At 56.4% G+C, this 23,185-nt stretch carries 22 protein-coding genes; 5 read left to right on the top strand and 17 right to left on the bottom strand.

Features of this window, described 5'->3' with window-relative positions:
* Positions 1 to 94 precede the first annotated feature (94 nt).
* The 10 genes from METFOR_RS10910 to cbiM form a co-directional block, all read right to left on the bottom strand.
* Positions 95 to 904, bottom strand: coding sequence for a 4Fe-4S binding protein (locus METFOR_RS10910; RefSeq protein ID WP_015286197.1), 810 nt, complete (start codon positions 902 to 904; stop codon positions 95 to 97).
* Positions 905 to 908: 4 nt separating this feature from the next.
* Positions 909 to 1,325: a secondary thiamine-phosphate synthase enzyme YjbQ gene (locus tag METFOR_RS10915; protein ID WP_015286198.1), complete on the bottom strand. Its 417-nt coding sequence runs from the start codon at positions 1,323 to 1,325 to the stop codon at positions 909 to 911.
* Between the two features lie 92 nt (positions 1,326 to 1,417).
* Entirely contained in the window at positions 1,418 to 3,916 is a 2,499-nt protein-coding gene (gene gyrA / locus METFOR_RS10920; protein WP_015286199.1) for a DNA gyrase subunit A, read from the bottom strand.
* A complete protein-coding gene (locus METFOR_RS10925) occupies positions 3,906 to 5,990 on the bottom strand; it encodes a DNA topoisomerase subunit B (RefSeq protein WP_015286200.1) in 2,085 nt (694 codons plus the stop codon). Before METFOR_RS10925 ends, gyrA begins: the two co-directional genes overlap by 11 nt.
* A 275-nt stretch (positions 5,991 to 6,265) precedes the next feature.
* Positions 6,266 to 7,423: a hypothetical protein gene (locus METFOR_RS10930; RefSeq protein ID WP_015286201.1), complete on the bottom strand. Its 1,158-nt coding sequence runs from the start codon at positions 7,421 to 7,423 to the stop codon at positions 6,266 to 6,268.
* Positions 7,424 to 7,565: 142 nt separating this feature from the next.
* Positions 7,566 to 7,874: a hypothetical protein gene (locus tag METFOR_RS10935; protein ID WP_015286202.1), complete on the bottom strand. Its 309-nt coding sequence runs from the start codon at positions 7,872 to 7,874 to the stop codon at positions 7,566 to 7,568.
* Positions 7,875 to 7,921: 47 nt separating this feature from the next.
* Entirely contained in the window at positions 7,922 to 8,749 is an 828-nt protein-coding gene (locus METFOR_RS10940) for an energy-coupling factor transporter transmembrane component T family protein (protein ID WP_015286203.1), read from the bottom strand.
* Positions 8,746 to 9,579, bottom strand: a complete 834-nt coding sequence (locus METFOR_RS10945) for an ATP-binding cassette domain-containing protein (RefSeq protein ID WP_015286204.1) — start codon at positions 9,577 to 9,579, stop codon at positions 8,746 to 8,748. The genes METFOR_RS10940 and METFOR_RS10945 overlap by 4 nt, the downstream gene beginning before the upstream one ends.
* 34 nt (positions 9,580 to 9,613) lie before the next feature.
* On the bottom strand, positions 9,614 to 9,967 hold the full coding sequence (locus METFOR_RS10950; protein ID WP_015286205.1) for a PDGLE domain-containing protein: 354 nt from the start codon (positions 9,965 to 9,967) through the stop codon (positions 9,614 to 9,616).
* A gap of 5 nt (positions 9,968 to 9,972) precedes the next feature.
* Positions 9,973 to 10,617, bottom strand: coding sequence for a cobalt transporter CbiM (cbiM, locus tag METFOR_RS10955; RefSeq protein WP_015286206.1), 645 nt, complete (start codon positions 10,615 to 10,617; stop codon positions 9,973 to 9,975).
* A 271-nt stretch (positions 10,618 to 10,888) separates the two neighbouring features.
* On the opposite strand from cbiM, the gene METFOR_RS10960 reads away from it, so the two are divergent.
* Positions 10,889 to 11,182, top strand: a complete 294-nt coding sequence (locus METFOR_RS10960; protein WP_015286207.1) for a hypothetical protein — start codon at positions 10,889 to 10,891, stop codon at positions 11,180 to 11,182.
* A gap of 83 nt (positions 11,183 to 11,265) precedes the next feature.
* Positions 11,266 to 13,560: a response regulator gene (locus METFOR_RS14655; RefSeq protein ID WP_015286208.1), complete on the top strand. Its 2,295-nt coding sequence runs from the start codon at positions 11,266 to 11,268 to the stop codon at positions 13,558 to 13,560.
* Here the strand turns inward: METFOR_RS14655 and METFOR_RS10970 are convergent.
* Positions 13,557 to 14,720, bottom strand: coding sequence for an NAD(P)/FAD-dependent oxidoreductase (locus METFOR_RS10970; RefSeq protein WP_015286209.1), 1,164 nt, complete (start codon positions 14,718 to 14,720; stop codon positions 13,557 to 13,559). The genes METFOR_RS14655 and METFOR_RS10970 overlap by 4 nt on opposite strands.
* Positions 14,721 to 14,749: 29 nt before the next feature.
* A complete protein-coding gene (locus METFOR_RS10975; protein WP_015286210.1) occupies positions 14,750 to 15,319 on the bottom strand; it encodes a hypothetical protein in 570 nt (189 codons plus the stop codon).
* A gap of 209 nt (positions 15,320 to 15,528) precedes the next feature.
* Here METFOR_RS10975 and METFOR_RS10980 point away from each other — a divergent pair, with 209 nt between their 5' ends.
* Together METFOR_RS10980 and METFOR_RS10985 are read left to right on the top strand one after the other, a co-directional pair.
* Positions 15,529 to 16,650: a hypothetical protein gene (locus tag METFOR_RS10980; RefSeq protein WP_015286211.1), complete on the top strand. Its 1,122-nt coding sequence runs from the start codon at positions 15,529 to 15,531 to the stop codon at positions 16,648 to 16,650.
* Between the two features lie 53 nt (positions 16,651 to 16,703).
* Positions 16,704 to 17,276, top strand: coding sequence for an HdeD family acid-resistance protein (locus METFOR_RS10985; RefSeq protein ID WP_015286212.1), 573 nt, complete (start codon positions 16,704 to 16,706; stop codon positions 17,274 to 17,276).
* A gap of 143 nt (positions 17,277 to 17,419) precedes the next feature.
* Here the strand turns inward: METFOR_RS10985 and METFOR_RS16070 are convergent, their stop codons facing one another.
* Genes METFOR_RS16070 through METFOR_RS10990 form a run of 3 tightly spaced genes read right to left on the bottom strand, consistent with a single transcriptional unit; the run spans position 17,420 to position 20,028 of the window.
* Positions 17,420 to 17,548, bottom strand: coding sequence for a hypothetical protein (locus METFOR_RS16070; protein ID WP_267878656.1), 129 nt, complete (start codon positions 17,546 to 17,548; stop codon positions 17,420 to 17,422).
* 21 nt (positions 17,549 to 17,569) lie between these two features.
* Complete coding sequence (locus METFOR_RS15415) at positions 17,570 to 17,764, bottom strand: hypothetical protein (RefSeq protein WP_148277671.1); 195 nt, start codon at positions 17,762 to 17,764, stop codon at positions 17,570 to 17,572.
* Between the two features lie 5 nt (positions 17,765 to 17,769).
* Positions 17,770 to 20,028 carry a type B DNA-directed DNA polymerase gene (locus METFOR_RS10990; protein ID WP_015286214.1) on the bottom strand — a complete coding sequence of 753 codons (2,259 nt, stop codon included), beginning with the start codon at positions 20,026 to 20,028 and terminating at the stop codon, positions 17,770 to 17,772.
* Positions 20,029 to 20,085: 57 nt separating this feature from the next.
* Here METFOR_RS10990 and METFOR_RS10995 point away from each other — a divergent pair, with 57 nt between their 5' ends.
* Positions 20,086 to 20,820, top strand: coding sequence for an SOS response-associated peptidase (locus tag METFOR_RS10995; protein WP_015286215.1), 735 nt, complete (start codon positions 20,086 to 20,088; stop codon positions 20,818 to 20,820).
* 964 nt (positions 20,821 to 21,784) lie between these two features.
* Here METFOR_RS10995 and METFOR_RS11005 read toward each other — a convergent pair.
* Complete coding sequence (locus tag METFOR_RS11005; RefSeq protein ID WP_015286217.1) at positions 21,785 to 22,300, bottom strand: tetratricopeptide repeat protein; 516 nt, start codon at positions 22,298 to 22,300, stop codon at positions 21,785 to 21,787.
* Between the two features lie 24 nt (positions 22,301 to 22,324).
* Positions 22,325 to 23,170, bottom strand: a complete 846-nt coding sequence (locus METFOR_RS11010; protein ID WP_015286218.1) for a hypothetical protein — start codon at positions 23,168 to 23,170, stop codon at positions 22,325 to 22,327.
* Between the last annotated feature and the right edge of the window lie 15 nt (positions 23,171 to 23,185).

Consider the following 23,185-nt stretch of genomic DNA (forward strand, 5'->3'; position numbering starts at 1 on the left):
AGTAGGAATTGAACGTTCTTAAATATAAAAACAGGGGATTAGATCCCAGAGGAAAGGGGAGAGCCGCAAGGGATCGTCCGGTATTTCTGGCAACCTACCGGCTCCCGTATGACCGCACGTGTTTCCAGGACCGCTGGAGACTGGCCGCATCCGGGTTCTCCTCATCGTACATCGCACAATCCTGCCGCTGGTACAGGATCCGGTCGCGGCCAACCGGGCAGACCCTGATGCAGATCCCGCAGGGAGAGAGAGCCCGTTTGTTCAACGCTTCCGAACGGGCCGTGCAGATCAGTTTATCGGTAAGGCCGTCAGGGTATTCCTGCCCGGGAAGGGCATTTACCGGGCAGGCATCAACACACCGCATGCACCGGGTGCAGAGGGGCTCTTCCCTGACCGTATCAGGAGGGATCTCTGCTGCGGTGAATACGGAGGCAAACCGGACCCGGGGGCCGAACTCCGGTGTGAGAAGGACATTATTTACCCCGAAATTGCCGAGACCTGCAAGGAATGCGGCATGGCGGTGGGAGAAGAAGGCAACCGGTTTCTCTTTTACAATCTCAAGCGAGCCATACCCATCCCGCGGGATCCAGACCGAGGGGAACCCCCGCGATGCAAGGAACGATGCAATCCGGTACCCGTCCTGGTCCAGCAGGCTGTTGACCGTCTTATATAATTCGTGATACCAGATTGACGGGGCGGAATCAACGATGGGCAGGCTGACCGGCAGGCCGAACACAATCACGGTCTTTGTTTCCGGGTAGATCGACAGCGGGCGGAATGCTTCAGGCACCCAAGGGTCGAGAAGCGGCTGATCCCAGCGATCGGCCGGGGCAAACCCGACGAGGGGGATATCGAGCGCTGCGCATTTCTGCCGGATCTCCTGCTTCAGGTCATCAACGGCCATACGCTTATTCACCCGTTATGGTGCAGGTGACCGAGCGTGTTCTCCCTGCATTCACGTCCAGTTCAAGGAGGACAACCTGCTGCCAGGTCCCGCAGAGCAGTTCGCCGTTCCCGACCGGCAGCGTCAGGGTGGGGCCGACCAGTGCAGCCTTGACATGGGACCGGCCGTTCCCGTCACCCCACCGGGTATTGTGGGCATAGGGAATGGTGTCGGGGGCGAGGACGGACAATGCCCGTTTCAGGTCTGCGAGCACCCCCGGCTCGTATTCAATGGTCGTGAGTGCGGCAGTCGAGTGCCGGGCAAACAGGTGGACAAGTCCTTCCTTTATCCTGCTCTCTTTTACTGCCCGCCTCACCTCTTCGGTAATATCAATGATGTCACCTTCGCTCCGCGAAGTGACGTTCAGTTCTTTCCGGTACATGAACGATCCTAATCAGGGATGTCGGGGGCAGGAGAGATAAAGGATGCTCTCCCGCCATGAATACCCAAAAAAACAGGGAACGGGTAAAACGGTTATTCTTCCGGTTTCCCGGCTTCGCCATCGCCGTTCCCGTTGCCACTCGCCATCTCTGCCGACACAACGGCAATGCCCACGACCTTGTCCTTCTCATCGAGCTTCATGACGCGGACACCCTTGGTACCACGGCCGATGATCCGGAACTCGCTGACCGGGATGCGGATGACGATGCCCGAAGCGGTCATGGCAATGATCTCGTCCGTGTCCAGAACAGCCCGCGACTCGATCACGACGGCATCGCGTTCGAGCAGCATGTTCCGGACACCCATCGTGCCGCGACCGTGCCCGCGGAACTCGTCGAACTCGCTCCGCTTGCCAAAGCCGACATCGGAGATGGTGAGGAGATGGTCCTTCTCAAGGAGCGTGATGGCAACGATGGTATCGTCACCCTTCAGTTTCATGCCCCGGACACCCTGCGCATTCCTGCCGACAATACGGATGAAGTCCTCGTGAAACCGAAGGCTCTGGCCGAACCGGCTGGTCAGGATCAGCTCGTTGTTGCCGCCCGTGAGGATAACGTCCACGAGCCGGTCGTTATCCTTTAGTCTGATGGCATTGGTCCCGGTGGACCGGGGGTTCGAGAACTCGTCGAGCTGGATCTTGATGGTCTGGCCGAGCTTGGTTGCGAAGATCAGGTACTGGTCGGCCCGGAACTCGCGGATCGGGATGACGGTCGTAACAACCTCGTCCTTGAGGTTGAGGAGGTTGACGATCGGTTTGCCCTTTGCGATCCTCGAACTCTCGGGAATCTGGTACACCTTGAGCCAGTAGACGCGGCCGTTGTTCGTGAAGCAGAGGAGATAGTCCTTCATGCTGGCGGTGAAGACCGAGTCCACGAGATCCTCTTCCTTGGTGGTCATGCCGGTGATGCCATGGCCGCCGCGACGCTGCTTCCGGTAGGTGTCGATGTCCATGCGCTTGATGTAGTTTGCCGAGGTGATCGAGACCAGCACTGCCTTGTCCTCGATGAGGTCCTCGGTCGAGAGCTCGCTTGTGTCGAGCGCAATCTGGGTCCGGCGCTTATCGCCGAACTTCTCCGCAACTGCGGCGGTCTCCTGCCGGATAACGTCCTTGATGTTCGCCTCGCTCTCGAGGATCTTTTCAAGACGCCGGATCTCGGCTTCGAGATCGTTCTTCTCGTCCGTGATCTTCTTCTGCTCAAGGGCAGCGAGACGGCGGAGCTGCATCTGGAGGATCGCGTTCGCCTGCGGCTCGTCGAGCCCGAACTGGGCGATGAGGGCATTCCGGGCATTGTCGACAGTGTCGGATGCACGGATGGCTTTGATGATCGCGTCGATCTTCGACAGGGCAATGAGAAGCCCGTTTAATATGTGGACCTTCTCCTGCGCCTTCTTCAGGTCAAACTCGGACCTGCGCCGGATCACCTCGATCCGGTGCTGGACGAAGTGCCCGAGGAGGCCGTGGAGGTTGAGGACCTTGGGCTGGCCGTCGACAATGGCAAGGTTGGAGGTCCAGAAACTGGACTCGAGCGCCGTGTTCTTGTACAGGTTGTTTAAGATGACCGGCGCCATCGTGCCCTTGCGGAGCTCGAAGACGACCCGTATGCCCTCTTTGTCGGATTCGTCACGGATGTCGGAGATGCCGTCGATTTTCTTGTCCTTGACCATCTCGGCGATCCCGCCGATCCACTGGGCCTTGTTCACCTGGTACGGGAGTTCGGTGACGATGATCCGGTCGCCCCGGTTGCCGCCTTCCGATTCCTCGATCTCCGCGACACCGCGGACAATGACACGACCCTGGCCGGTGCTGTAAATGTTCTTGACGCCCTCGACACCCATCAGGATGCCCCCGGTCGGGAAGTCCGGGCCGGGCATGATCCGCAGAAGGTCCTCGACAGAGACCTCGGGGTTATCGAGATACGCCTCGACTGCCGAACAGACCTCTTTTAAGTTGTGCGGGGGCATCTTGGTCGCCATACCGACGGCGATACCATCCGTCCCGTTGACGAGCAGGTTCGGGATCTTTGCCGGGAGAACGGTTGGCTCCTGCAGCGACTCGTCGTAGTTCGGCTTGAATTCCACGGTCTCCTTGTCCAGGTCCTCGAGGAGCGCTTCGGCGTAGGGATAGAGCCGGACTTCGGTGTAACGGGACGCTGCCGCAGAGTCGCCGTCGATTGATCCGAAGTTCCCCTGCCCCTGCACGAGCATGTGCCGGTAGGAGAAGGGCTGGGCCATCTTGACGATGGTGTCGTAGATGGAGGCATCGCCGTGCGGGTGGTACTTACCCATGACGTCACCGACAACCCTCGCGCTCTTCCGGGTGGGCTTGTCGCTCGTGTTGCCCATGTCCCACATGCCGTAGAGCGAACGGCGGTGGACCGGCTTCAGGCCGTCCCGGACATCGGGGATGGCACGGCTGATGATGACCGACATCGCGTAGTTGATGAACGAGGTCTTCATCTCGTGTTCTATGCTGATCGGCTCTGTACGATGGGTCTCGGGCACGGTCACGGGCGCTTCCTTTTTAGATGTCAAGGTTGGTCACCTCCTTGGCATGGCGGATGATGAAATTCTTGCGTATCTCCACGTCCTTTCCCATCAGCGTCTTGAAGATCTCGTTTGCTTCCATGGCGTCCTCGATGGTCACCTGCAGGAAGATGCGGTGGGCGGGGTCCATGGTCGTGTCCCAGAGCTGCTGGGCGTTCATCTCACCAAGACCCTTGTACCGCTGTACGGAGACGCCCTTCTCTCCCATGGCAGCGGAAACCTTCTGCATCTCCTCTTCCTTGTACACGTACTTCTCGTCCTTGCCCTTCCAGACACGGAAGAGGGGCGGCTGGGCGATGTATACGTACCCCAGCTCGATGAGCTTGGGCATGTAGCGGTAGAAAAATGTCAAAAGGAGGGTCCTGATATGGGCGCCGTCCACATCCGCATCGGTCATGATCACGATGTGGTGGTAACGGGCCCGCTCGGCATCGAACTTCTCGCCGATACCGGTCCCGATGGCTGATATGAGGGTCTGGATCTCGGCGTTCTTTAAGATCTGGTGCTCGCCCGCTTTCTCTACGTTTAGGATCTTACCTCTGAGCGGGAGGATGGCCTGGAACTTCCGGTCCCGGCCGCCTTTTGCCGAACCGCCTGCTGAATCCCCTTCCACAATATAGATCTCGGACTTTGCCGGGTCGCGTTCCGAGCAGTCCGCAAGTTTTCCCGGGAGGCCGCCGCTTTCGAGCGTGCTCTTGCGCCTCGCCAGCTCACGTGCGTTTCGTGCCGCCTCGCGGGCCTTTGCCGCCGAGAGCGCCTTCTCGACAATGATCTTGAGGGTATTGGGGTTCTCGTCGAAATATTCCGAGAGGGCTGCATAGACAAGGGAGTCGACGATCCCCTTGACACTGCTGTTGCCGAGACGCATCTTGGTCTGGCCCTCGAACTGGGGGTTCGCCATCTTGACGGAGACGACCGAAGTGAGACCTTCCCTCACATCCTCCCCGCGGAGGGTGATGGTCGAATTCTCCTTGATGACGCCGTTCTTCTTTGCTACGGTATTGATGGCCCGGGTGATGGCGCTACGGAACCCTTCGAGATGGGTGCCGCCCTCGCGGGTATTGACCGAGTTGACATAGGAGAAGATCTTCTCGTCGTACCCGGTCGTGTACTGCATCGCGACCTCGATCTCGAGCTTGTTCTCGGGATCTTTCTTGGTCATGTCGATAGGGGTCGGGTGGAGGCACTCCGCGCCCTCGTTTAAGTATTTCACGAACTCGGAGAGGCCGCCTGCATAGCAGTAGGTGGCCGAGTCACCGGTCCGCTCATCGGTGATGATGATCGTGAGCCCCGCGTTGAGGAACGCAAGTTCCCGGAGCCGGTGGGCAAGAGTATCGTAATCGAACGTGGTGGTCTCGAAGATGGTGGCATCCGGGACAAAGTGGATCCGGGTACCGGCCATCTTTTGGCCGAACTGGGAGAGGAATTCCTGCCGGTTCTCCTCTTCGCTCCTGCCAGGGTCCACCACATATGCTGAGGATAATGCCGTCTGGCCTGAGCCCGGGGCCGGGACCGGTTCATCAGTGGGAGTGAACTGCGCCGACGGACCATACCACTGCTTGTAACGGTCAATGAGTTCTTTTAAGGACTCCTCGCGCTTCGTGACAGCCATCGTTGGCTTGCCTTGGGCAAACCTCATCTCGTAGATGTTCCCGTCACGATAGACGCGGGCGGAGAGCCAGTTGGAGAGGGCGTTGACAACCGAGACACCGACACCGTGCAGGCCGCCGGAGACCTGGTAGGTTGCCTTGTCGAATTTTCCGCCGGCATGGAGGACGGTCAGGACAACCTCGAGGGCGCTCTTGCCGTTCTTCTCCATGGTGTCGACCGGGATACCCCGGCCATTGTCCTCAACGGAAAGGGAGCCGTCCTTGTTGATGACAACTGCAATCCGGGTGCAGTACCCGGCAAGCGCCTCGTCAATAGAGTTGTCCACGACCTCGTACACCAGGTGGTGCAGGCCGCGGGTGTCGGTGCTGCCAATGTACATCGCCGGGCGTTCGCGGACCGGGGCGAGCCCTTCGAGTACGGTGATATGGGATGCATCGTACGTGTCTGTCAAGAAAAACCTCCGTTAAAAAAACCATCAAAATTGCGCAGAATTTCCACATATACTATTAGTGCCGTGAGCATATAAGCGCTGTGCTCGATTTTCAGGCGGTAAAAGAGGAATTTCCCGGCAGGAAAAAACGGGGATATTTGAAGAGATTGACAGAAAAATATATTTTAGGATTTTTTTTCATGGAGGCTACCCGCCGGTGCGATTTTCTGTACGGTCCAGCAGGTACCCCGAGCCTTCCGGCCCGTGCCGGGACATTTCTTCGTTCTTTCTCCAAGTCAGTGCCGGCGGTTCATGAAGAGGGCAACTGCCCCCAGGCCGGCCAGAGCAGCAGGGAGCACGAAGCCCGGGGACGGCGCCGTTGTTGTTGCCGTTTCTGACGGGACGTGGGTCGTGGGAACCGGAGATACCGGTGCTGCTTTTGATCCTGCCGGTTTTTTCAGCGTGATGGAAACGGTGCCGTGAGGAATTTTTTCTAGATGTCCCGCATCCCTTGGCCCGCCAACAGCCCAGATCGTGTACGTCCCGGGATCCAGTTTTGTACTAGCAGTTCCCCACCTCCAGGACCACGTGTGATCGCCCTGCACATCCATCTGCTTGAAGGTGACGGGATTATCGTTCACGACCGGCGCGTTTTTGGGATCGGTACTCTGGATCTGCGAGCCGTTTTCGGCAAGGCCGGGACCGGTGATGAAGATGTAAGTCTTCCATCCGGGAGCCGTGTTGGTGCCAGTAAAATTAATCTCGTCACCCAGTATGCAGTCCTGGCTGCCACGCACGAGGATGGTTACTTCGCCCGGCATTGCAGTCTCTGTAACAACGGGTTTGGTTATTGTCGTGGGTGCAGAGGTCGCAGCCGTTGTTGAAGCTGTTGATGTACCGGTCGTTCTTAAGGAATTTTTGAACTTGATTTTATAATATCCCCTGGCCGTTACTGCCTGGCCGGTATCAAGACCATTGGGGTGGGAAGATGCAATAACCTCATATGTCCCGTCTTTCAGTAACGAACCTGTCATATCCCATGCCCAAGACCAGGCATGGTCGTTCCTGACAGCGGATTTTGCAAACGTGGCGGAATTACCACTTTCGACCGGTGAATTTGCAGGATCCGTGTTCTGGATCTGTGCCCCATTTTCATCGAGCCCGGGTCCGATGATAAACAGGTAGGTTGTGTCGGATGCGGTATTCTGACCCTTAAGCTCGAACGTATCACCGGGGGAAAATGTCATGATGAGGGGCGGGCATTCGCCATAGCAGGGGGTGTCCCAGCCGGGAGGGAGGTGCGCCGGGTCGAGTAGTGGCTCGATAGAAACAAACCCTCCCGGAGGGGTGGGCCCTTCGGGTCCCGACCAGCCGGAGTCTGCCGATGCGGGTATGCCTGCAATAAGGACTACCAGCGCGATCGCAATGAGTGTGAGCATTAATTGTTTTGTCATCAGTTCGTCATCTCAAATGAATTTTTTATTATATTGTAAATTTTTGTCACTTGACTAATTAAATGATACTAATTATATCTCACGCAAATGAAAATACAAGATTACTCAAAACCGACGGACAAATGTCTGTTTTTCCCCATTCCTATCGGAATTCCCCGATCTCCGCGTCCGCGATCCCGAGTTCCTTATCGATTGCAACCACGAGCCGGTTCAGCGTGAAGATGACATCCCGGGCATCCTCACGATCCATATTCCCCGGCTGGTGCCAGACCACCTTCTTGCGCAGCAGGGTCGTGAGTTCCTCGACTTCCGTACCCCGGAACTCCTCCGGGAGGACGAGCCCTGCAACATGGTCCCCTGCCCCCGGCCATGCCTGCTCCGGGGGGAGGGCAAAGTGCATGGCGATCAGCATGATGCTCGTGACAAAACCGTGGCCGAACTGGTGCTCCATAGGGAGATGATGGGGGCGGGACGGCTAAAAGATTCCGGTCGGGGCGGTCAGAAGAGGCTGAAACGGCCCAGCCAGACGACGAACGGAACCGCGATGATGAACACAAGCGACAGCGAAAGGACGGCCCATTCCGGCCGTTTTAATGGTTTCCTTTCAACAAAAAGGTAACTCTCCCTGCCGTATCCCCTGCAGAGCATGCTCGTGTACACCCGCTCGCCCTGTTCGTACGAGCGGATGAACATCGTCCCCATGGTGTACCCCAGCTGGCGGAGCCGGTACCGGTAGGAGAGTCTCCGGTCAAAGGCATCGAAGCACTTGGTCTTCAAGGTCTCGTTCATCTTCCGGAACATGTAGCCGAAGACAAACAGGTACCGGATCATCATCCCGAGGGCAAGGGCGAACTCCGCGGGGAGGCCCATCCGGGCCCCGCCTTCAAGCATATCGGGCATCTTCGTGGTGGAGGAAAGCAGGATGATGAAGGAGATGCAGACCACGAACTTGACGAGCAGGATGAACGCGAACTCGATGGACTGGGCATAGATGTTAATCCCGAAGGGAAGGCTCATGACCACGTCGTAGGTGGTATAGTACTTGTTCTTTAGGAAGATCTGGAAGATGATGATGACACCCCAGAGCGGGATGATGGCAAGCGCCCGGCGGGCATAGATGATCGGGGAGAGCCCGGTGAAACACCAGAGCAGGGAAAAGAAGAGGAAGAAGACAGCGCCCACCGTGTAGATCATGGGGGAATAGGGTACGGCAACAAGGGCGATGATCGCGGCAAAGGCGATAACGATCTTCACGCGTGCGTCCAGGCGGTGGATCGGGCTGTCCTTGTACGCGTCCCGCTCGATCTGGAAGAGTTCTTCGATCATGATCGCTTGCCAAAGGCCTTCAGGAGTGACTCTTCCGCATCCGCGTACGTGTATGCCATGGAAACATCAACACCATGCTCTTTGAGCGACTTGAGCAGCCGGGGGATGATGGGAACGTCCAGCCGCACGGACCTGAGCATGTCCGGCTGGACGAAGATCTCGTCCGTTGTCCCCTGCGCCACGATCCTTCCCTTATCCATCACGTAGATATAATCGGCAACCTCAGGCACGAGCCCGACATCGTGAGTGGAGAAGATGACGGTCATCCCGTACTTCTTCGGGAGCGAGTTGATGAACGCGTTGAGATCGGTTACTCCCCGGGGATCGAGCCCCGCGTTCGGCTCGTCCAGCACCAGGACCTCCGGTTCCATGGCGATGACCCCGGCAATGGCCACCCGCTTCTTCTCGCCCCCGCTCAGGTGGTGGGGGACCCGGTGGGCAAGGTGCTCGATCCCCACGACACGGAGCGCCTCGTGAACCCGGTGGTGGATGGTCTCGGGGTCGAGTCCAAGGTTCGTTGGACCGAACGCAACGTCCTGCTCGACCGTTGGTGAGAAGATCTGGTCATCGGGGTTCTGGAATACGATACCCACGAACTTCCGGATCTCCTTGATGTTCTGTTTTGTTATGGGCTCGCCCCGGATGAGGACCGAACCCGAGGTGGCTTTGAAAATACCGTTGAAATGCTTGAAGAGCGTACTCTTTCCTGCACCGTTTGACCCAATCACTGCGATGCGGGAGTTCCGCGGAGCGATGAAATTAATGTTGTTCAGCGCGGTGACTTTGCCAGGATAGGTGTAACAGAGATCGCGGGTCTCGATCAGGTGCATAAGTACAGGAGATGGGGTGAAAAAAGGTAAAGTTCTATTGGTTCTGTTTTGACGGTTTGTTGATCATCTTTAGGCCGTAGGCAAGGCCAAGCACAACGAGAAATGCAAGGATCGTACCGACAGCGATTGCCACAATCCCTCCCGTTGATCCCATTGCCTCCCCCAGCGAGTAATCGGGCATGGGTGATTCATAGGAGAACTTACCATTCAGGTCTTCGTGGATTTCGGCACCTTCCGGTGTTGATCCGGTCAGTTCCTTCTGCCCCTGTACAACCAGCGCCGTGCTCTCGAGACCGTCCGGGTCCCCGGATGCGAAGAAGACTGCCACACCCCCGATGAGAAGGGCGATAACAATCCCGGCAATAATGAACGTCTTATTGTCCATCATGCTGCTCACGCTCCTGCCGGGGCCTTAACCCCGGTGTCTACCAGATCAGGCCTAGCGGTGGTGATGAGGTAGATGACGGCGATGGTGACGAATCCTTCAATAACACCGATGATAGCGTGGTAGATACCCATCGCAACAAGACCCTCGGTCAGCGGGAACGTACCGGCAAACGCCATCTCGACTGCACAGGCAAGGGCCGGAATGAGGCAGGCAAGCCATGCCGCGAAAAAGACGGAGACCGGCATGCTCTTTGTCACGCCCATCAGCCCCCTGAAGGTATAGAACCCGACAAAGCCTCCGATGACGCCCATGTTGATGATGTTTGCGCCAAGAACAGTAATACCGCCATCGCCAAAGAGGATCGCCTGGACGATCAAAACCAGTGTGAGGATGAAGATTGCTGCAAACGGCGAGCCGAGGATGATTGCTGCGAGCGCCCCGCCCACGAGATGACCACTCGTCCCCATGGAGACAGGGAGGTTGAAGGACTGGAGGGCAAAGATACCTGCGGCGAGGACGGCCACAAGCGGGAGTTTTTCCTCGCTCATCTCGTTTCTGGCCCATCTCAGAGCCAGCGCTACGAAAACCAGGGCAATGATCCAGTAGATCGCTCCCTGCCAGATGGGGATAAACGCATCAGGAATGTGCATGGGTTCACCAGGGTAACACAATTGTAATTTTTAGTAACATTTGAGATATTAAGAATGTGTCGATTTGATTACCAATTTTTACCTTTTTTGTAATTACGGCGAATGGTGGATGATGTTGGTGCATGATATGTAACCAGATTGAGGGTCCCACCCACATGGCTGCAATTACAGGAGATATGCCTCATATCTCTTTTGGCAATACGTATTTTTCCATCATTGTTCCCATCCTTTATCTGCCATCCCGGTCTACACCGGAGGAGGGGTACAAAACATGGTTCATTTCAGCGGGATCCAGGGACTGATCGCCGGTTACATCGCATCCCCACAGGGGAGGGAGATGGTCAGAAGCTTCCTTTCATCTCCCGAAGGGCAGGAGGCCATCAATGCATACCTGGCAACACCGGAAGGCCAGGGCATGGCAAAACTCCTTCTCATAAAAGCACTTGACAACCTCAACCTGCCCGGACCGCTCAAGAATGAGATCCGCGCAGCTCTTGAGGCGGAGGGGCACGAGCCCCGATGTACGGATTATCCTGATACTCCCCTGCACCCGGAAAAAGAATAAATAGCATTTTTCATTAAAATAGACCTTACAACAGTACACTATACAACAGTACACTATACCTGCACTAAGAGAGTTTGGCCCTGATGATCTCCCTTCTCTATGTTGACGATGAGCCTGAACTGCTTACCCTTGGCAAGCTGTTTCTCGAACGGGAGGGAGAATTCATGGTAACAACCACCACATCCTCACCGGAAGTCCTGAACCTTCTTTCTACCAATACCTTCGATGCCATCATCTCGGATTACCAGATGCCCGTAATGGACGGGATAGAACTGCTCAAGCAGGTCAGGGAGAGGGACATCACCATCCCCTTCATCCTCTTCACCGGGAAAGGGCGCGAGGATGTTGTCATCGAGGCGATCAACAATGGGGCCGATTTCTACCTCCAGAAAGGGGGAGACGCCCGCCCCCAGTTTGCAGAACTCCGGCACAAGATCCTGACGGCACTCGAGCGGCGCCGGGCCCTTGCCGCACTGAAGGACTCCGAGCAGAAACTCGCAAGCATCATCGATTTTCTTCCCGATGCTACCTTTGCCATCAACACCGATGGCAGGGTGATTGCCTGGAACAAGGCCATCGAGACAATGACCGGGGTCAAGGCAGCGGAGATGCTGGGCAGGGACCAGTACGAATATGCAATCCCCTTTTATTCCGATCGCCGGCCCATGCTCATCGACCTGGTCCTTTCCCCGAACGACTCCTTTGAGACAAAGCACTACCTTGACCCCTGCCACAGCGGCATAACCCTCACTGCCGAGAGTGTCCTGGAACACCCAAAAAACGGCAGGACGCACATCTGGGGTAAAGCCAGTCGCCTGTACGACAAGGACGGCAACATCTCGGGCGCTATTGAGTCCATCCGTGACATCACAGAACAGAGAAAGGTAGACCAGACCCTCCGGGAGAGCGAGGCAAAATACCGCGAACTTGTCGAGAACGCAAGCACCATCATCCTGAAACTGGACAGGACGGGCACCATCACCTTCTTCAATGAATATGCACAGCGGTTCTTCGGTTTCACCAGCGACGAGATCCTGGGCCGGTGCGTTGTGGGCACCATTGTCCCGGAGCATGAATCCGGGACCGACCGCAATCTCCCCTCCTTGCTGGAGAACATTGTCCGCGATCCCGAGCGGTATGCGAGTAATGAGAATGAGAATGTAACAAAAGAGGGCAACCGGGTCTGGATCCATTGGTGGAACAAGCCGATTTTCGACAAGGACGGCACATTGCAGGGGGTACTGTGCGTGGGTTCAGACATCACCGCCCGTCGCAGGATGGAAGACGAACTCCGTGCAGAGAACGAGAAGAACCGGGGGCTGATGAGCCACGCCATCGATGCCATCTTCATCATCGATGCGGATTCGGGCCGGTTCACCGATGCCAACAGGAGGGCGCTGGACCTGCTCGGCAGGTCGCCGGATGATCTGAAGGAGATGCGCTACACGGACATCTGCCCTGAGGAATTCCACAACCTCTTCATGCAGCATTTCGCTCTGGTGGCAAAGACCGGGACCGGATCGTTTCCCCTGACGATCATCGACCGTGAGGGCAGGCACGTTTCCGTGATCTCCAGTACTACCCGCATCGACCTGGGAGGTCGGCCGCACATGCTCGCCATCCTCCACGATATTTCTGAGATCCAGATGGCCCATGACGCGCTCCAGCTGGCCAACAAAAAGCTCAACCTGCTCTCGGACATCACCCGCCACGACATCAGGAGCCAGCTGACCATCCTGGGCGGGTACCTGCAACTGCTCCGGGACAAGCCACGGGAACCCGACTACACGATGTACATGAAGAAGGTCAATGACATCGTCAATACCATCAGCGAGAACATCGAGTTCACAAAACTCTACCAGAACCTTGGCATGATTGCCCCCTCATGGCAGAATGTCCACGATGTCTTTTTCCATGCCTGTACCCGGCTGGATATCCGCAAGATCTGTGTCCAGTCGGATACCGGGGACCTGGAAATTTTTGCAGATCCTCTCCTGGAACGGGCGTTCTTCAACCTTGCTGAAAATACCATTACACATGGGGGCAGCGTGACCACCATCCGGATCTCCGCAAAGAAAGCCCACGTAGGCGGCATCCTCCTTATTGTTGAGGACAACGGCACCGGGATACCGTCATCCGACAAGGAGAAGATCTTCTCCAAGGGATTCGGGAGGAACACCGGCCTTGGGCTCTTTTTAGTGAGGGAGATCCTCTCCATCAGCGGGATCACTATCTGCGAGAACGGCGAGTACCGCAAGGGAGCGCACTTCGAGCTCTTCGTCCCGCGGGGAGTCTTCCGGTATCCTGAAAACAAGGCAAGCGACCGTTGCCACATCCAGATCACGGGATTGGACCGGTGCAATCCTCATGCAGGTTAGAAGAGGGCTTTCAGACCGGTGCGGGCGAGTGGCTTGAGAAGCCGGAGTGTCGCGGGATTCAGGAGCAGCCGCTTTACCAGTTCCGATGGCCGGTCCATATCGCCGTACTCCTCGATGGTTTGTATCAGTCCCGGATCGTCAAGGGCACGCACGAGCTCGTCCATGTCATCCGGGGACAGCCGCTCCCGCATCCCAAAGAGCCGGAAACCGAGGGAAAGCTCGTTCCCGAAATCCTCTTTCCACAAGCGCTCGTAGCGGGAGAGGAACTCGTCATCATACCGGTCTTTTTCGCAGGCTTCGATCGCGACAGCGGCAGCATGACGGGCCGAGCGGATGCCGGTGTACACCCCCCCGCCCGACGTGGGTTTGGCAAAGCCGGCAGCATCACCGGTAAAGAGCGTGCGGTGCCCGTAGGTCCGTGGCATGACGCCAAGCGGGATGGTGCCGGTCACGAGATGGACTGCGGAGGGGGAAAACCTCTTCCGGAACTCTGCAAACAGCGACGGGACATTTGTGCGGGAGCAGAGGCCGATCCGCGTCCTGCCAGGCCCCGCGGGAATTACCCAGCCGAAAAAATCCGGAGATGCATCCGGGTATACCTCTACAAACCGGGGATCGATCTCGTGGGGAACATCCGCCTGGATGCCGGCAAGGAAGACCGGGGCTCGCTCCATCCCCAGCATCCGGGCAATCGTGCTCCGGGGACCGTCTGCCGCGATCAGGACCTTGTACCCGATCTCCGCGCTCCCGCCAGGCCCCCGTGTCGTGACCGTATTGATCCCAAGGCCGCAGACGCCTGCGTGGAGCAGGTATTCTGCCCCGGCATCGGCCGCATGCTCCGCCATCTCACGGTCAAGCGTCCCGCGGTCCACGACAACCGCCATGGTCTTCTTTGCATCAATGAGGATCCGGGAACCCTTTCCGGAGATCACTCTTGCCCCGGAGACCTTGTTGTGGACCGAATGCTCCGAGACCCGGCACTCGGTAAACGCTGCATTCGAGAGAAGACCGGCGCACTGGACCGGGTACCCGATAGTTCCATGCTCTTCGATACAGAGGGTCGAGAGGCCCGCTGCCGCACAGGCACCGGCTGCCGCACTGCCGGCAGGTCCGGCACCGACAACGACAACATCGTACCTCGCGGACTGCAGCGGAATCATGGCGGGAATTCGTTAAAAAATTGAGAGAATTATGACCTGCGGCCGGGCTTGTGGGTAGTGCTGGCGGTGACCGGGACTGCCTCGTCACCCGGTTCACCGGGACGGTAGAGCCCGAGCAGGATCGAGAAGAGACCGAATGCAAAGGCCAGCGTTCCGACAATGGACAGGTACAGGTTGTTCGCGAATCCCGGGTAGTAGTAAAACAGCACCGCGAGAAGCGCAAACCCGAAGAGGACCATGGCAGGGATGAAGATGTATTTGGTCCGCGGGTGCTCAAGGGCAAGCGTGATATCGGTGAACCCGTTGTAGAAAGCCACCCCTGCAATGATCAGGAGGAAGAGGATCGCGACAAAGTCCGCGTAGATGATGGAGATTACACCCGCGATCAGCAGGGCCGCGGCAAGGCCGAACCAGATGCCGGACTCGTCGCCTTTCCCCGTGATTGCAAGGAATCCCAGTATGGCGATCCCCAGGATGATCAACAGCCAGAACAGCACTTTGAAGGTATTAAGCGTTGGATCCGGCAGCAGGAGAGCGAGGATACCGAAGATGATCCCTACAAATCCCCGCAGAAGGCACGAAGTTTTTTTATCAACCATGGTTTCACCGGGCAGTACCGCTGTCCGCTCTTTCGTGTACAGTATTTGTCGATTCAACTACAAAATGCATACTGTCGGGAATATACCGCAGGGGGAATGGGCGGAGCAGGTTGTGGAGATCCGTCACCTTTCATGAGAAATGATTGCAGGGCGATGTGTACTTATGGCCGGAAACGATAACCGGTAGAACACATAAGCGGAACTTCCCTATGACAACCCATCCCGCACACCCCCATGATTCCTCCCTGCTTTCCGGCGTCATTGCCGGTGAACGGGCAGCCGCCGAACGGGAGTGCCGCACGTTCCAGGAACAAAAGGAGCCTCAAAGCCTGCAACACATCGTCCTTGCTCTCTGTTTTCTGACCAATATCGTCCTCTTTCTCGCCCGCCCTGACTACATCGTTCTCTTCATCGCCGCGAGTTTCTACCTCAACATGTTCTACTTCCTGACATTCCTTGTCCCGACGAGCCCGGGTGCGGTCTCCCTGCAGAAGCCGGAGATCATCCGGTTCCATACCTGGCTCTGGGAGAACGGCATCCGGTCCGGTACGCGGCAGTTCACCCGGATCTTCATCAACGCATTCTTCATGAACTGCCGTACCCTGACCTTCCCGCTGGGATTGCTCTTCTCCATCGACATCGTCTTTACGCTGGTCGTCTGGTACGCCGGCCTCGTTCCCGGGAGCACGGCCCTCTTTGTCATTGCCCAGTCCCTCATCATCATCACGTTTTACGGGCTTGTCTGGAAAGTGGAACCCTTCACGGCGGGCTTTGCCAAGAACCTCGACAGGTTCAAAAGCCGGCTCTCCCGCGACCTGCCCCCGGCAATCATCTCGCTCCTGTTCCTCACCGGTTTCCTTGCAGTAATCTTTCTCTTCCTCACGTCGATTATTCTCCTGCCGGGGATTACCCTGAACACCTTCCTTACTGAGTCTGGCTTAAAGGAACTTGCGCACCGGGTTTCACTACTGGCAGTCCTTGCAGTCAGCCAGTACTTCATCGTCCGCACCCTGCACGGCCAGCGGAGCCGGGTCATGGCCGGCCGCCTGATGGATTACCGGCTGCTGCTCCTGAAGAATCTTGCACGGGACATTGCGGAAGGAAGAGATGACACCGGTGACATCGAGAGCCGGTACGAGATGACGTCCCGGCTTCTTGAATCCCGCATCTACCGTATCACGCGCAACACTCTTGCCGGCGCATTCCCGGTCTGTATTGTGGACCCGGACTTTTCCGTTATGATGGACACGACCACGCTCACGGCGATCAAAGGGTACATCCGGGAAGACCGGGACGGGGGAGGGGCGCTGCCACCTCTCCCGCCCCGGTGAAAAGAGAATAGCGTAAATACTTGCCTCGTTTATGCTAAACCGGTAATACAACTATGGCTGACGATGTAACGCTTTCCGCCCAGGACATGGTCGAGCTCCATCTCTTCCCCTGGTGGCTCCTCCTTCTCTGGGGGATCCTTGCACTGCTCCTCGGTGTCGCTCTCCTCATGACTCCCGGGATGACCACGGTCCTCCTCATCACGTTCATGGGAGCCTACTGGCTCGTGGGCGGGATCTTCGCGCTCGCCAGCCTTGCTGTCGACAGGACCAGCATGGGCTGGAAGATCTTCCTTTCAGTCATCAACATCATCGCCGGCATCCTGATCCTCATCTACCCGTTCTATGCCACGCTGTTCACCCTGGAACTCGTGATCATCTTCATCGGGTTCTGGGCCTGTTTTGTCGGGGCAGCCCACATCTTCCAGGCATTCACGAAGAAGGACTGGGGCAACGGCGTGATCGGGATCATCAGCCTGATCTTCGGTCTCCTGCTGCTCGTCAACTCCCTTGTCGCAGCGATCCTCCTGCCCTTTGTTGCCGGCGGCTTTGCCATCGTCATGGGGCTCTGCTCCATCTTTGTCTCGTTCATGGCAAAGAAGTGTGCAGACTCCGTGAAGGCTGCGTAACTTTTTTCTTTTTCATTTTTTCTGCTCTGGAGAAATCCTCTGTTATTGATATGAACCCCCCTCTTGCGCCACCAGTCCCCCCAAGGGGACGGGGCGCATGGCGATGTTCCCCAATTACCTGTTCAAGATAGTGTGAACTTTTCTTACGGGTAATACAGACGCATCACCTGCGCTCCCGAGTCGAAGAACGCATCCGCGTTCTTCTCATCCTCCTGGTTTTTCAAACCAGCCGGAGGCGCAAGGGGGGGAGCCCACAGCCGGGAGATTGGCATTCTACAGAGCACCATTTCCCATCACGAAACACACAGGCCTACAGGTAGTTTTTCCCGGCAATCTTCCGGTTTTTCCTGCCGGAATGCGAATGCTACCTCCTCCCATGCCCTATCGAGGAGGACTCGGTAATACTGCTGGTCAACATAGTTCCGGTATATCATGCGGACCACCTCCTGCGCAGCTCGCAGTTCCGCCACGGTCTCTGCAGAACTCATTACTGTCAGCATCTCCCGCTGCATGGAGCGGGCGAACTCCGGCGTGTCGTGACGGCGCGGGCTGCGATCCCCCGTACCTTCACGCTGCCATCCGGATGCCTGCCGAAATACCGGTTGTGCGCCCCGAACCCGTCCGCAAGAGGGTCAAACACAATCCAGTCAAAGTGTTCGACTTCGAGAGGCAAGCCGATCTCCTGCTCAACCCGAGCCTTCAGGAGGCCGATCCCGGAGCCCTGCACCCAGAGACAATCGACGATCCCGTGCAGGACGGTAAAGCCCATCTTCTCGGAGATATCCTTTGTTTTGATGAGGATCTCCCATGACTGCTTTGTTATCCCCTTGTGCACCTCAATCCTCCCGAACTTCGCGTTCTTGTAGCCCGTGTAGCCAAAACAGGTGACCAGCATCCACTTCAGGATAGAATCGATCCCGTCGAACGCTGGATCGGTTTTCTTCAGCTGCTTTGTCCTGATCCGGAGGTCGAGAAGGGGGTTGAGGACCGCGGGAAGAAAACCCGGTTGTTCCGGGTACCCGATGGTCTCCGGGGAGAGATTCCCTTGGACAATGATGGAAGGATACATGGACGTGAAATCGATCTCCTCGACATTCTCAAAGACCCCTGGCCGGGGCTGGAACATCATCCCGCCCCGGTCAGCCGACTGGAGCGTGCTGATCCGCCGGATTGTCTCGCTATCACTCTTCCGGAACGGGACCGCGATGCCCCGCCGGACGGCCTCGTACGTCTCGTAACTGCTGATGAGAGTCCCCGGGGTAAAGCGCGACGCAAGATTGGGGGAGAGTCCCGAGAGCCGGGCTGACATCAGGACTCCTTCGAGGCCGCCCTCGCGGTACACGAACGACCGTTCGGTATCGATCAGCACCCTCCCGCCCGGGACAAGAGCCGCATCCTTATGCTCCATCTTCCCGTAACTCCAGTACGAGCGGGAGTCCATTGACCGGTACTTCCCGTTCCGGGAAAACGGCATGACAAGGCCATGCCTCTGCGCCAGACGACGGAGCCGGGGCATCCATGCATCCGCATCTGGCATCAGGATCACATCCGGATCGAGGGATGAGACACGCGAGAAGAGATCTGAAAGGACCGTTCCTTCGGGCCCGGCAAAGCGTTCAGTGCGCTCGTGGACCAGCTCGATCTCCGGGAGGGCCGCTGAGCGCTCAGGTTCACCGTGGATCCGGATTGTGATCGAGTCAAGATCATGGGAACCTTCCTGAGAGAATCGGTCAGTGCCGTTTCCGCTGCACGGGAAGAACTCATACTCCGCCATGAACCGCTGGTCCCGGTGCACATCCACGTTGAAGAGCTGCACATCGTACTGCGCCTGTCCCTCAATGGCCTCGGCCACCCTGCGGTCTGCAAAGACACGGTACCCCAAAAGGCTGTCAAAGACCGTGCGGATCGTGCACTCTTCTGCCCCGTACCGCTCCTCCAGCGTACCGATCATCTCGTGGCTGGCATGCGGGTCGGCGAAATGGACAAAGAACAGCGGGTCATAGGGGTGGTGGACCCGGGTAACGGCCCCGTCCTCATTTGTCCAGAGGTCGATACCCCCATTGCGGTACGCGGAGTCAATGATCCACATCGCCATTCCTCTCAGCATCGAGATGCTCCTGGCGTTTGAGGATCTCAACCAGAACAGAGAAAGTCGCCGCCTCCAGCGGGTCGTTGCAGGCAACGAACGCCTCGCTGGAGTGCTCCTTTGCCAGGTCCGCAAGTTTCCTGCCGTATTTCTGGTCCTCCTTTTTGAGCGCACGGGCCGACCGGTCCGCTGCAACCGGATCGCACGGAGGAACACCCGCGGGGACAGGACTTCAGCAGCCGCTATCTCGATGATCCGGTCTGCCTGGCGCATCAGCGCGGCAAACGTCCGGTCAATGGCCGGGGCATAGAGGATAACCAGCGACTCGCGACCGGTATCTTTCAGCGCCCTGGCAACCGGTGCAAGCATCTTCTCCGCGCCCTCGAAGAGCGTGGGGTCGTGCTCGACAAGGACGATAGTGTGCGATGCCTCACGGAGCACCGAGAGGGGCTGGTGGGCCGTGAATGCATGGCGGATCTCGAAGTTCGTGCTGTCCCGGGGGATCCCCGAAAGGACCCGGGTGTAGTTCCCGCCGATGTAGAGAAAGAGGAAACGCTGGAGATCCGCATTGCTGTTGATGGCCGAGACCATCACGTGTACCGGTGCAACCACCGCGTTGCAGCTGCCCGGGTAGAGGCTCATTCCCATACGGATCTCGATCTGCATAGCACCGGATCGCTGCTGTGCATCATGTGATAAGGCTCAGGCTGGCGGGAGGCAAAAGTGCCCGGTGCGTTCCGCAAGATTGATGTGACACGGGGCGCGATGAGAGGGATGATGTGCAGCCGCTACGCTCTCTGGGCCGTGGACGATCTGGGGGGACGGTTCCTCAGCGTGGACCCGACCATCGGGTTCCGGTCCCACTTCAACATAGCGCCGCGTTCTGAAAACCCGGTGGTTGTTTCAGCGGACGGCAGGAACCGGATCCGGCTGATGCAGTGGGGGCTCGTGCCGCACTGGTCAGCGGATGATCAGACGCTGCCCCGCCCGGTCAATGCACGGGCCGAGACCCTGTCAGAAAAGCCGATGTTCCGGCAGCTGCTGGAGGAGAAACGCTGCCTTGTCGCGGCAAACGGGTTTTACGAGTGGAAGAAAGAGGGAACGCGGAAGATCCCGTTCTTTTTCCACCGGCCGGACAATGCACTCTTCTCGTTTGCCGGCCTGTATGATACCTGGCTGTCCCCCGCGGGCGAGACGCTGGCGAGTTACACGATCATTACCACCAGCGCAAACGAGCTCATGGCACAAGTCCATGACCGTATGCCGGTGGTCCTGACGCGGGAAGGGGAAGAGCAGTGGCTGTCTCAGGGTCCATGTTCCCCGGATGAGCTGAAGAAAGTTCTCGTGCCCTGTGCAGACGATGTGCTGGAGGTGCATGCCGTGTCGCAGCGGGTGAACCGGCCCGGGAAGGATGACGGGGGGATGATTCTTCCGGTGAATGGGCCTGGACTGATTTGAAGGAGGAATGTCCGCGCTTGCATTCGCGGAGAGGTGATCTGATCCGGGGACGTATCGGCCCCGGATTCCCCTCTTTTCCGGCACCAGAGGGAACAATTCGAAGACTTCGTCTTCTCGTGTCTCATGCTTTCAGCATTCGACATTTCTGAAAATGAGGGAATAATTGACGTTTCATTGACCATTTTCACGTCTGAAAACCAGAGGTAAATTTTAGCCACATTCTTTTGGCCGATTTCCTGACGGATCGGGCTGTGGGGTGGGGCAATGGGGGGAAAGACCTGTTTTCAGATATCGATCTACGACGGGGATATCTCGTTCACCGACGGTGTGCCCCGGATCACCGGCGCCTTCCGGTTCATTTCACGTGCTCCCGCCCAGAAATAATGGCGATCATTCAACCAAAAGGCACCAATTAGGTGATTTTTCTGGACTATAATGCCCTTGGATGGGGATACTATCAACGCAATGGGCGTTTTTTCAAAATGGTGTGCTGTAATTCGCGAAAAAGTGCGACTCTCCAAAAATCGGTTTTCCAAAATGCGCTCCGATTCGAAAAAGGAGCGATTTACGGGGAGATTAATTTTGTGGGGATTTACACTGAGAAAGAGGGGGCTGTAGAGCCTGTTGCCTAATCCAAAGTTCTGGCCAAACATGGATAAGCATCCGCGTTAACAAAGCAAACCGTCAGATTTCCCGTGTTCAGCACGGTGAGACCATCTCTGATTCTTCGGTGAGTTGTACTACATGTTCACAAGTACAAGACAATTGACTGATTTTACTGCATCAAACTGTGATGCGCAGCGGGTATTTTGGAAAATAAAAAGCCTATGCTTAATATTGTGGTTGAAAGTTTTGGAGGGGGGATGCGCCGCAAAAATGTTTCAATCATGTGGAGGCCAATGAGGATTTAACCATTTCAAGAATTCTCAATGCTTCTTCATCTTCCGGATCAATCCTCAACGCTTCATCGATGACATTCTTTGCCAATGTAAAATCCCCTTGTGTTAAGAGAGGCTCCGGCTTTCATCGTTAATGCAGGCAGATTTTCATTATCAATTCGCAGGGCCGCATCGAAATTGCTGATTGCATCATCAGGTTTGTCGAGATTGAGGTACGATATCCCCATTCCGATATGTGCAACCATCTGATTATCGGATCCCAAGCCAGATCTAAAAGCCTTCTCAAATTTCTTTACTGCCTGTTCGTTTTTTTCCTGCCCAATTAGGATCAAACCTTGTTGTATGTTGATCTCGCCATTCCCCGGATCGAGAGATTCTGCGGTATTGAACACCTTGAGCGCATCATCCAACTTTCCAAGGAACCGAAGAGCCAATCCCAGATTATGCCATGCGTGAACATTGTACCTGTCGAGTTTCACAACATGACGATATGCGGCAACTGCTTTCTGATATTCTTCATTTTCATGATATTTCTGCCCGAGGTCGAACCACTCTTCTTTTGATTTCTCTGAATGCTCCATGAACGATCTCGTTTTGTGCAACACTCATTTACTGTTGGATTGTTTTTCGTCAGTGGGTTTTTCTGTCGGCAAATAGAAGCATTTGTCCAAGACCAAACTGATCTGCCCTTTGGCAGGCAGGTAGTTCTTCCCATAATCCTGCGCTGGTTGTCGCAACGAGATCAGGCGCGGATCGAACGGGAGATCCTTGCCCGGGGAATCCAAAGCTCGTATTACCGGTAACCTGATACCCTGTTTTTTGAAGGCACTCAGGAAGTTCACTCGGACCTCAGAGAGGAATTCAAAATAATTCGCATTACGGGGGATTTTGAGATGACTTGTCATTTTGTCCCGGGATTTGGTGTCGTACGGCGCGCAGATATCGGGAAGAAGAATACAAAACTGCTTGGCGAAATACACACTTTCCTTAATTTTGAAACTTTCGAATTTTTCTTTGAAATAGCTGTCAAACCAGCCATCGCAGAAAAGTGTCTTGTTGTAATTGGCAGATTTTTCGGACAGGGTTTTCCATTCTCCCTTTAAATTTCGTAAGACGGTGTAAGCATCCCTGACCCGGGGTCTCAGGTTCGAAGGATCTCCCGCATCAACAGCGGTAATAACATTGAGATGATCACAACGATCGACGAACATTCTGAGGAATCCGAACATGAAGTCATCGAACTGAACATTCTTTTTCAGCTTCCAGTGACCCGTGCATCCCAGATCTTTTTTACAGGTACAGGATTCATCGCAGGTACAGTCTACATATTCCCAAAGTTCCGTCCGAGTAGCGTGTTCCTGGATCGGATACTTATTACGATTTTTCGCTGCCTGTTTGTTGGATTCGCCAATCCTTTCTGTCATCCACTGTTGGGTAATTTCATCGTCCATTCGGATCACCGTTAT

Origin of the sequence: Methanoregula formicica SMSP, assembly GCF_000327485.1 — an archaeon.
GTDB classification, from domain to species: Archaea; Halobacteriota; Methanomicrobia; order Methanomicrobiales; family Methanospirillaceae; genus Methanoregula; species Methanoregula formicica.

What these genes read in the sequence shown, in the direction of transcription:
- METFOR_RS10930 (WP_015286201.1), bottom strand. Translation starts at nt 7,423, where the DNA reads ATGACAAAACAATTAATGCTCACACTCATTGCGATCGCGCTGGTAGTC.
- METFOR_RS11005 (WP_015286217.1), bottom strand. Translation starts at nt 22,300, where the DNA reads ATGGAGCATTCAGAGAAATCAAAAGAAGAGTGGTTCGACCTCGGGCAG.
- METFOR_RS10960 (WP_015286207.1), top strand. Translation starts at nt 10,889, where the DNA reads ATGGTTCATTTCAGCGGGATCCAGGGACTGATCGCCGGTTACATCGCA.
- METFOR_RS10915 (WP_015286198.1), bottom strand. Translation starts at nt 1,325, where the DNA reads ATGTACCGGAAAGAACTGAACGTCACTTCGCGGAGCGAAGGTGACATC.
- METFOR_RS10985 (WP_015286212.1), top strand. Translation starts at nt 16,704, where the DNA reads ATGGCTGACGATGTAACGCTTTCCGCCCAGGACATGGTCGAGCTCCAT.
- cbiM (WP_015286206.1), bottom strand. Translation starts at nt 10,617, where the DNA reads ATGCACATTCCTGATGCGTTTATCCCCATCTGGCAGGGAGCGATCTAC.
- METFOR_RS10970 (WP_015286209.1), bottom strand. Translation starts at nt 14,720, where the DNA reads ATGATTCCGCTGCAGTCCGCGAGGTACGATGTTGTCGTTGTCGGTGCC.
- METFOR_RS10945 (WP_015286204.1), bottom strand. Translation starts at nt 9,579, where the DNA reads ATGCACCTGATCGAGACCCGCGATCTCTGTTACACCTATCCTGGCAAA.
- METFOR_RS10980 (WP_015286211.1), top strand. Translation starts at nt 15,529, where the DNA reads ATGACAACCCATCCCGCACACCCCCATGATTCCTCCCTGCTTTCCGGC.
- METFOR_RS10940 (WP_015286203.1), bottom strand. Translation starts at nt 8,749, where the DNA reads ATGATCGAAGAACTCTTCCAGATCGAGCGGGACGCGTACAAGGACAGC.
- METFOR_RS10990 (WP_015286214.1), bottom strand. Translation starts at nt 20,028, where the DNA reads ATGCAGATCGAGATCCGTATGGGAATGAGCCTCTACCCGGGCAGCTGC.
- METFOR_RS10935 (WP_015286202.1), bottom strand. Translation starts at nt 7,874, where the DNA reads ATGGAGCACCAGTTCGGCCACGGTTTTGTCACGAGCATCATGCTGATC.
- METFOR_RS10950 (WP_015286205.1), bottom strand. Translation starts at nt 9,967, where the DNA reads ATGATGGACAATAAGACGTTCATTATTGCCGGGATTGTTATCGCCCTT.
- METFOR_RS10975 (WP_015286210.1), bottom strand. Translation starts at nt 15,319, where the DNA reads ATGGTTGATAAAAAAACTTCGTGCCTTCTGCGGGGATTTGTAGGGATC.
- METFOR_RS14655 (WP_015286208.1), top strand. Translation starts at nt 11,266, where the DNA reads ATGATCTCCCTTCTCTATGTTGACGATGAGCCTGAACTGCTTACCCTT.
- METFOR_RS11010 (WP_015286218.1), bottom strand. Translation starts at nt 23,170, where the DNA reads ATGGACGATGAAATTACCCAACAGTGGATGACAGAAAGGATTGGCGAA.
- METFOR_RS16070 (WP_267878656.1), bottom strand. Translation starts at nt 17,548, where the DNA reads ATGCCAATCTCCCGGCTGTGGGCTCCCCCCCTTGCGCCTCCGGCTGGT.
- METFOR_RS10910 (WP_015286197.1), bottom strand. Translation starts at nt 904, where the DNA reads ATGGCCGTTGATGACCTGAAGCAGGAGATCCGGCAGAAATGCGCAGCG.
- METFOR_RS15415 (WP_148277671.1), bottom strand. Translation starts at nt 17,764, where the DNA reads ATGAGTTCTGCAGAGACCGTGGCGGAACTGCGAGCTGCGCAGGAGGTG.